General features: G+C 50.2%; 8 protein-coding genes. 5 read left to right on the top strand and 3 right to left on the bottom strand.

Going from position 1 to position 9383, the window contains the following annotated elements:
- The 5 genes from Q7V06_RS05675 to Q7V06_RS05655 form a co-directional block, all read left to right on the top strand.
- Positions 1-1099 (top strand): sensor histidine kinase (locus tag Q7V06_RS05675; protein ID WP_304839317.1); only part of this gene is annotated, 1099 nt, incomplete at its 5' end.
- A complete protein-coding gene (locus Q7V06_RS05670) occupies positions 1096-3717 on the top strand; it encodes a PAS domain S-box protein (protein WP_304839315.1) in 2622 nt (873 codons plus the stop codon). The genes Q7V06_RS05675 and Q7V06_RS05670, both read left to right, overlap by 4 nt.
- Positions 3714-4715, top strand: coding sequence for a response regulator (locus tag Q7V06_RS05665; RefSeq protein WP_304839312.1), 1002 nt, complete (start codon positions 3714-3716; stop codon positions 4713-4715). Before Q7V06_RS05670 ends, Q7V06_RS05665 begins: the two co-directional genes overlap by 4 nt.
- Positions 4716-5000: 285 nt before the next feature.
- Positions 5001-5846 (top strand): class I SAM-dependent methyltransferase, encoded by an 846-nt coding sequence (locus Q7V06_RS05660; protein WP_304839309.1) that lies wholly within the window; start codon positions 5001-5003, stop codon positions 5844-5846.
- A gap of 39 nt (positions 5847-5885) precedes the next feature.
- Positions 5886-6227 (top strand): hypothetical protein, encoded by a 342-nt coding sequence (locus Q7V06_RS05655; RefSeq protein WP_304839307.1) that lies wholly within the window; start codon positions 5886-5888, stop codon positions 6225-6227.
- 178 nt (positions 6228-6405) lie between these two features.
- Here the strand turns inward: Q7V06_RS05655 and Q7V06_RS05650 are convergent, their stop codons facing one another.
- Genes Q7V06_RS05650 through Q7V06_RS05640 form a run of 3 tightly spaced genes read right to left on the bottom strand, consistent with a single transcriptional unit; the run spans position 6406 to position 9159 of the window.
- On the bottom strand, positions 6406-7473 hold the full coding sequence (locus Q7V06_RS05650) for an ABC transporter ATP-binding protein (RefSeq protein WP_304839304.1): 1068 nt from the start codon (positions 7471-7473) through the stop codon (positions 6406-6408).
- Between the two features lie 5 nt (positions 7474-7478).
- Positions 7479-8165: an ABC transporter permease gene (locus tag Q7V06_RS05645; RefSeq protein WP_304839301.1), complete on the bottom strand. Its 687-nt coding sequence runs from the start codon at positions 8163-8165 to the stop codon at positions 7479-7481.
- A gap of 55 nt (positions 8166-8220) precedes the next feature.
- The gene (locus Q7V06_RS05640) at positions 8221-9159 is read right to left on the bottom strand and encodes a substrate-binding domain-containing protein (protein WP_304839298.1); all 939 of its coding nucleotides are present in this window, start codon (positions 9157-9159) and stop codon (positions 8221-8223) included.
- Positions 9160-9383: the final 224 nt, after the last annotated feature.

Raw genomic sequence — 9383 nt, 5'->3', positions numbered from 1 at the left:
CAGTAATGTCTATGAGGTGAATAAAAAGAAGGTCATCCAGTGCAACATCCGTAACATTACCGACCGCAAACTGGCAGAAGAGGCGCTGCGCCAGAAAAACGAGGAGGTGGACGGGTACTTTACCCACACACTCGACCTACTCTCCATCGCAGATACGACAGGGCATTTCCGGCGCCTGAACAAGGAATGGGAATCGGCTCTGGGGTACAGCCTTGCCGAAATGGAGGGAAAACATCTCCTTGATTTTGTCCACCCGGACGATATGGAGACGTCACGGAGGGCAATGTCTGAACTGGGAGCAGGGAAACAAGTCCTGGAATTCACGAACCGCTATCGCCACAAGGATGGGTCATACCGCTGGATCGAGTGGCGCTCGTTCCCCTCAGGGAACTTAATCTATGCATCGGCACGGGATGTCACCGAGCGCAAGAAGATGACCGAGCAGATCGAAGCATCGCTTGCCGAGAAGGAGACGCTTCTGCGCGAGATCCACCACCGGGTGAAAAACAACCTCCAGATCATCACCAGTATCCTTAACCTGCAGATCCGTAAGGTCGACGACCCCAGGATCATTGAAATCTTAAAAGACATCCAGACGCGGGTAATGTCCATGGCACTGGTCCACGAACACCTGTACCGGGGCAAAGACTTCTCCCATATCGACCTTAAGAACTACCTTGTTGCACTGGGGAATGGAATCTTCCAGATGTACGAGGCAGCTGATAAGGGCATCCGTTTCGATCTTGACATCCGGGACATCTATGTAGATATCAGCACTGCCATTCCCCTTGGCCTCATCAGCAACGAACTGATCACCAACAGCCTGAAGCATGCATTTAAGGATCAGAAAGACGGGAGGCTTTCCATAACGGCCACCGAAGATCCCGATACCCTTACATTTATCGTAGCTGACAATGGTGTTGGAATTCCGGAGGATATCACGCTGGAGAACCAGACCTCGATGGGGCTCCGGCTCGTAAACACGCTCACCGACCAACTCGATGGCACCGTGGCGATAGACCGCAACGAGGGCACGAAGTTTACGTTTACGTTCTCCAAACCGGCGGAAAAGAAACCAATGGGGAAGGCAGATCCATGACCTTAAAACCCCCGGATGATGCACCAATGAACGGTCAGCAGTTGAGAACGATAGCGGATACCATCCCCGGTGTTCTCTTCCAGTTCTATGCACGGGGTTCCGGGGAACGGGGGTTGTACTATGTCAGTGGGCGCTCCAAAGAACTGTTTGGCATCAGCGGGGACCCCGCCATGTTTTTCCAGAAGTTCACGGCCGGTGTTGCACCGGAAGACCGGGAGGCGTTCCTCACTTCGATAGACAACGCGGTTCACGCTGCCAGGAAATGGGATTATACCGGGAAATTCATACAACCGACGGGTGAGGAGATGTATTTCCATGCCATTTCCGAACCGGTGAGTGCGGGTGACGAGCTGGTATTCAATGGCGTGCTGCTGGACATTACCGCACAGGAGCAGGGCCGGCGGGCAGTTCTCGCGGGCGATGCACAGTACCGGAGCCTGGTTGAAACCACTGGTACCGGTTATGTGATCCTCGACAATGACGGCCGGGTCGTTACTGCGAACCAGGAATACCTCCGGCTGTGCGGCCGGTCAACGCTCGATGAGATACGGGGAAAGCCGGTGACCGACTGGACCGCCCCCTATGATCTTGAACGAAATGCCTGGGAAGTTGAACAATGCCTCCGGAAAGGACAGGTCCGGGGCCTTGAGATCGATTACCTGAAACCCGACGGCACTATCCAGCCAGTCGAGATCAATGCCTCGATCATCCCCTTCGGCCCGTCACAGATCATCCTGACCTTGTGCCGGGATATCACCGAAAAAAAGCGAGCGGAAGAAGCGATCAGGGCGTCGGAGAACCTATACCGGACCATACTGGAAAACACCGGGACCGCAATCATCCTCATCGAGGAAGATACCAGAATATCCATTGCCAATGCCGAATTCGCGCGACTGTCAGGATATTCAAGAGAGGAGATCGAGGGGAAAAAGAACTGGACGGAATTTATTGTCAGGGAGGATCTGGAACGGATGCTTGCCCAGCACCGCCTGCGGCGGGAGAATCATGAAGCCGCCCTGACTCATTACGAATGCGGGGTCGTTACAAAAAGCGGAGAGATCCGCACTATCTCTCAGACCGTTGAAGTAATTCCGGGCACGAAATGGTCGGTTGCCTCCATGATGGACATCACCGAACGCAAGCAGGTAGAGATTGCTCTTCGTGAAAGCGAGGTGAAATACCGCAGCATCCTGGATAATATCCAGGACACCTTCTATCGATCAGATCGGGACGGTAACCTCATCATGATGAGCCCTTCCGGAGCAAAGTTACTGGGTGCTGCCTCTGTTGATGAATTGCTGGGACTAAACATTTCCGGAAAAATATATGCAGACCCGGATGCCCGGATACAATTGCTCAATGTGATGGGAAAAAACGGGTTTGTGGAAGACTTTGAGGTGGACCTCAGACGAAAAGATGGTTCGGTGGTAACCGTATCCACGAACAGTCATTTATATTTTGATTCTTCCGGTGAACTCCAGGGAATTGAAGGAATTTTCAGGGACATGACGGAACGCAAAGCGGCAGAGGAGCAACTGAAGAAATCCGAACACCGTCTGATGGATATCATCAGTTTCCTTCCCGATGCAACAGTCGTCATTGACAAAAACGGGGTGGTCATTGCATGGAATCGCGCAATGGAGGAGATGACGGGTGTTCCAGCCGGACAGATGATCGGCAAAGGAAATTATGAATATGCTCTCCCGTTCTATCACGAACGGCGTCCGATCACCATCGATCTCGTCCTTCATGATGACCCGGCAGTTGATGCAAAATATCCGGTCATGATAATGGAAGGCAGCACCCGGATCGCCGAGACCTTTATCCCGCACCTCAATAAGGGCAGAGGAGCGCACCTCTGGTGTGCAGCTACCCCGCTCTATGACGCGGAGGGAAATCTTACGGGAGCAATCGAATCCATCCGCGACATCACCGCACTAAAACAGGCTGATGAACAGCTCCACCTCCTGCTCCGTGAGAAAGAGATCCTCCTCCGCGAGATCCACCACCGGGTGAGGAATACCATCCAGCTCGCGGTAAGCATGATGAAGATGCAAATCCGGCGTGAAACCGATAAAAGGGTACGTAATGCGCTCCTCGGAACGCAGAACCGGCTGAATGCCATTGCCTCCACGTTCGATATGCTCTACTATTCCAAGGACCTGAGCCAGGTTAACCTCCGGAATATTATCCGGTCCGTTGTCGGTTCCATCCAGTCTTCGTACGTGACGGGAGAACACCCCATCCAGAGCGACATCCGGATTGATATCCGGGAGCTGGGAGTTGACCTTGCCCTGCCGCTCGCCCTCATCACCAGCGAACTGGTGACCAACGCATTCCAGAACGCATTTCCGGATGCCAGGAGCGGAATGGTGACTGTCACCGGATCACAAGACGAACAAGGAAAGATTACCCTGACCGTCAGCGATAAAGGGCCAGGGCTTCCGGAGGGGTTAAGGCCGGCTAAATCCGGCACAACCGGGTTAACGATCGTCCATACCCTGGTACAGCAGATTGACGGGACATTGAACTATGAGACCAGCGGGAAGGGAACGAAATTTGTAATTACGGTCCCCCTGCATGAAAAATCCGATAAATCAGGAGTAGGTGAAACATGACCGGAACGATCAGGATACTCGTTGTCGAGGACGAAGCATTGGTTGCCCAGGATTTGAAAGAGATGCTTCAGGGGTTAGGGTACGAAGTCCCCGGTATCGCAAAGACAGGCGAGAGAGCGATTGCCCTCGCCGGGGAACACCAGCCGGACCTTGTGCTCATGGACATCAACCTGGCAAGCGAGATGGACGGGATCACGGCCGGGGGAGAGATCCGCTCGCGGTGGGGTATCCCGATCATCTATGTCACGGCATTTGCCACGCAGGTGATTATTGACCGGGCAAAGAAGACCTCCCCGGCGGGCTACATCTTAAAACCATTCAACGAACGGCAGATCCAGACCGCCCTCGAAATTGCGCTGTATAACCATGAACTGGAGAAGAAGGTAACAGAAAACGAACGCACGATCCGGATCCTTGCAAACGCTATCCCCGACGCGGTCATGCTTCTTGATCATAACCAGAATATCATAGCCCTGAATGATGCCATGGTCCGCCGGTTAGGGTATAATTATGATCAGGTAAATGCGGATTCCCCTGTCCGTTTAGACCAGAACGGTCAGTCCACCTCCCTTGAATCGCAGATCGGTGAGATCCTCCGTTCCGGTCAGCCTGTCCGTTTCGAGGAGAAGAACCAGGACGGCTGTTTCGAGATCTCCCTTATCCTAATCGCCGGGGCCGAGGGGCAGACCTCCCAGATATTTGTCCAGTACCACGATATCACTGACCATAAGAGATTGGAAGAAGCACTGAAAAAAGAGGGGAGAACCCAGATCGGGCTGAACATGGAGCAGTTCCAAATCCTAAACGACCAGATCAGAAACCCGCTCCAGGCAATCATGGGATATGTGAACCTCGACTGCGCCCAATACCGGGAGAACATCATGGTGCAGATCAAGCTGGTTGACACCCTTGTTGACCGTCTGGATCGCGGCTGGGTGGAGTCTGAAAAAGTCCGGAATTTCCTCCTCCGGCATTACCAACCTGACTTCCCGGAGTAATTACCCCCTCATCCGATGGATTTGAATGACCTCAAAAGGCACGTCCAAAGGGTAAAAATCGCCTGGTGGTCAAATAGGACATAAGGGTCGAACCATTAAATGGCGTGATAACCCTGATATTACCCAGATACACCGTGCATCTCACTGTGATGGATGTGGGGCCTCTCTTGCCAATGTACCGTACTCTCCTCCATCACCTCAGCAGACTGGTTACGTGGCAACTTTTCCTCTACGGCACCCATCACATTTTTGTTTATTGATGATCTACAATGTACATACGCGATCATGATACACCATACAATGCAGCAGGAGAACTCCACACAACCATATGTCCATGGCAGATCAGAGAAAGAAGCAGAGCGGCTTTTGGATCAGGCAGGCACCCTGACCACTATCCTCCACCATGATACATACTATCCTCCCGGAAGCAGGGTGCTTGAGGCGGGGTGTGGCGTCGGAGCCCAGACCGTCATTCTTGGAAACCACTCTCCGGGAGCTCTGATCACTTCAGTTGAGATATCTCCTGATTCTATCAGGAAAGCCCGGGATACTATCCGGCCCCTTGAGATGAACACGATCAATCTCATTAACGGAGATATCTTTGATCTCCCTTTTAAAAACGCATCCTTTGATCATATCTTCGTCTGCTTCGTCCTTGAACACCTCAGAGATCCCCTGGCAGCCCTCCAAAAACTCAGGAATCTGCTCCAGCCCGGCGGCACCATCACGGTAATCGAAGGAGATCATGGATCAACCTTCTTCCACCCTGACAGTGTTGATGCACAGGAGACGATCCGCTGTCTTGTCAGGCTCCAGGCAGAAGGTGGTGGTGATGCCTGCATCGGTAGACGGCTCTATCCGCTCCTGAAGAATGCAGGTTTCTCTGATGTCCATGTAACAGACCGGATGGTGTACGTCGATGCAAGCAGACCGGATCTGGTTGAAGGATTCACAAAGAAGACTTTCATTGCCATGATTGAAGGAGCAAAAGAAGAAGCACTCGCAAAAGGTATGATAACCGAAACCAACTGGGAGAGAGGGATTATTGATCTCAATCGAACAACCGAATCAGACGGAACCTTCAGCTATACATTCTTCAAAGCAACTGGATTGAATATCATACAGCTCTGATTACATAAAATATATAACCAAAAATATAGATTATACATCATGAAACCTCAATCCTTTGACATTACCCGCGCCGTCAATAGTGACCAGATCAATAAGGCAATGATCGATATCGAAGCAGCCTCCCTTCCCGAAGAGAAGAAAACCATCATAATGAATGGGTTGGAAGAGCTATCACATTATACAAAACAGTCACCACTGGAGACCGATGAATGGGTGTTCAGGGGAGTCATTGCCTTTCTTGGTATCGCAGTTATTGCCACCATTGCCGGAGCATTAATCCTTGTCGGGCTTGGAAAAACCCCCCCTGAGGGTATCATAGCCATTGGGTCAGCTGCTGTCGGTGCGATGGCCGGTATTCTGACGCCGAGAAAGATAGGATAGTTATCAGGAGTCCATTAAGAAAAAGTCAGGACCTGACACCACAATAACCAATTAGTGAGAAAGACAAAGAGGTATCTTAAAAATCCACAGTTATGATACTATGAAACTCAACAGGCACACAAAATAAAAAGGGAGTTTATCACCACCCATTTTTGATGAAAAAAGGTTGAATCACGATCTACCGCTTCACGACATGCGGCGCTGTCGCTTTAAATGAGGCGCAAACCTCAGAGCCCTCCCGAATGCCAAGCTCTTCTGTCGCCATATAGGTTATCATTGCAAGGAGAGGAACCCCACAGTTGAGATGGATTCGGCTATAGGGGCCCATCGGGATAACAGAGAGTACACGACCGGGAAAGACATTCCGGATACTCCCTGCATGTTCTGATGAACCACTTATCGCAACATCTTCTGGCCTAAAGAAAACGGTCACATCTGTTCCGACAGGGAGTGGAGATAATGCTTTGATGCTGATCCCATCTGCTTTTATAAACGCAATACCACGATCTTTTGAGGTGATTCTACCATCAATAACATTCTCAACCCCGACAAAACGAGCAACGAACCTGTCATTTGGAGTCGTGAAGATCTCACGGGGTGTACCAAACTGCGCAAACCTTCCATCAATCATCACCCCGATACGATGAGCAAGCCTCTGGCCCTGGAACATATCATGAGTTGACATAATGATCGTCGTATTGAACTCCTTATGAATCCTGAGAATAAGCTCCTCGATCATCCTGACCGACACAGGATCGAGATTTGCTGTCGGTTCATCAAGGAGGAGAAGATCAGGATCAGTAACCAATACACGCGCAAGTGCGATCCGCTGCATCTCACCTCCGGAGAGGGTTTTTCCCTTCCGGTCATCAAAACCGGTGAGACCGACAATATCAAGCGCATCTGCAACCTTCTTTTTTATCGTCTCCTCTCTGACATGCCTGAACCGAAGACCGATAGCAACATTTTCATAAACAGATACATTGAAGATCGCCGGTTTCTGAAAGACCATTCCCATCCGGCGCTTGACCTCAATACTCTTTTCTTTATGAATATTCACTCCATCCAGAATGATGCTCCCCTCTGTTGGGATCTCAAGAAGATTGATCAACCGGAGGATGGTTGATTTTCCTGCACCGGACGGGCCGATGATGGTGAAGATTTCACCTTTTGGAATGCTGAGTGAGACACCTTTGACAACAGTATTCTCCCCGAACCGTTTCGTTAAATTTCGTATCTCAAGCATGAAAATCACCGATTCTGCACAATGGCGAGGAGGAGATTGATCACAAGTGCTATAAGAAGAAGAATAATCCCCAAGGCAATAGAGACAGCGATATATCCCATAGAGGTCTCAAGTGAGATCGCCGTTGTCAGGACACGGGTATGCCCACGAATATTTCCTCCAATCATAATCGCCGCACCCACCTCGGAAATTGCCCTTCCAAAACCAAGCACAACAGCAGCCATAATCGCATACCGTGCCTCAGATACAACAGATCTCAGGAATTGCATCTTCGTTGCACCAAGAGACCTGAGTGCATCGAGGATCGTTGTATCGATACCCTTTAAGGAGGATATCGTCAGACCTATCAGAATTGGAAGAATCAATACCGTCTGTGCGATCACCATTCCTTCAGGAGTGAAGAGGAGCCTCATAAAACCAAACGGTCCTGCACGGGATATAAGGAGAAAGACGAAGAGGCCGACGAGGACGGTCGGGAGCGCATAGAGTGTCTGGATGATATTCACCAGAGCCTGCTTCCCACGAAACTCTGAAAATGTGATGAGAGATCCGGTCGGAATTGCGATGAATGAGGCTATAAGGGTTGCTGAGAGAGAGATGATGATGCTCCTGATCGAGATCTCGATAACTTCGGGGTTGAGGGTGATGATCAGCTCGATAGCAGTTCTGAAGCCTTCAATGATCTCATTCATGAAAGAGTACTCTCCAAATATTCACCTTAAAATGAGTGAAAGAGGTTGGTTTGGATCAGAGGATAGGGGCACTAACCTCTGCCTCTGAAACACCCATAACCGCCCAGTTGCCTTTCGCTGGGAAGAAGAGGGGTTCACCATACTCTACAACACCAAAGGAGGCGATCTCATGCTGCGCTTCATCAGAGGTGAGGAAGTTGACCCACTTTTTACCGAGTTCAGTATCAACACCGGTGTGTTTCTCGGGATTGATCAACATTGCAGAATAGACATTCAGAAGAATATCCCCCTTACTGACGACAGGAACAAGGGTAAGATCCCCTTTATAGGCGAGGAATGTCCCGATATCCGAGAGGGTGTATGCCTCTTTCTCATTTGCCATTACAAGGGTTGCACCCATACCGCTACCGGCCTCGACATACCAGTTGCCTGAGTTCTGCACATCTGTTGCATAATCAAATCCGGCAGCCTTCCAGATAGCCTTCTCTTTTGCATGAGTTCCTGATGCATCTCCTCGTGAGACGAAGACAACGCCAGCCTCACCAGCTTTCCCTTTCTCCATGAGGGTCTGGAATGCCACTTCAGGCTGTTTACCTTTGATGCCTGCAGGATCTGACGCGGGTCCGATGATAACAAAGTAATTGTATGCGATGACCCGCCTGTTCACCCCGTCACCATCAGCGATGAACGCATCCTCGCGTGCACGGTCATGGACCATCATGACATCCACATCGCCCCGTTGTCCGTACTCAAGAGCTTTGCCTGTTCCGGCAGAGACAACCAGAAGCTTTGCATTGTGCTTCTTCTCAAAGACTGACTGGAGGTGATCAAGCAGTTTTGTATCGTAGAGACTGGTTGTCGTAGCGATACGAAGCTCTTCCGGATTTGCAGCAAGGGTCGGAGTTGGAGTTGTTGAAGGAGCAGTCGGTGATTCTCCACTGACACATCCAGCAACCATGAGCCCTGCAACAAGGAGGGCTGTAATGATAACCATTCTATTCCATGACATAATGAACAGAAGTAGTTAGGAGATTGCCCCATATAAAGATTATTTATTTATTAAGTTAAATTAATAAATTAAATATAGTTAATGAAATTCAAAAAGTTAAGCTTTTATAATTGATCCGACTTTATCGCCTTTGAGTGCCCGCGTCAGAGTACCAGGTGTATGACCATTAATGATCTGAACCCTCCGAACAGCTTTTGCATACAGCAGCA

This window comes from Methanocalculus sp. (genome assembly GCF_030651615.1).
In the GTDB taxonomy this organism is placed as follows: Archaea; Halobacteriota; Methanomicrobia; order Methanomicrobiales; family Methanocorpusculaceae; genus Methanocalculus.
The sequence above is the reverse complement of the archived record's forward strand: the minus strand, read 5'-3'. Positions and strand labels throughout refer to the sequence as shown.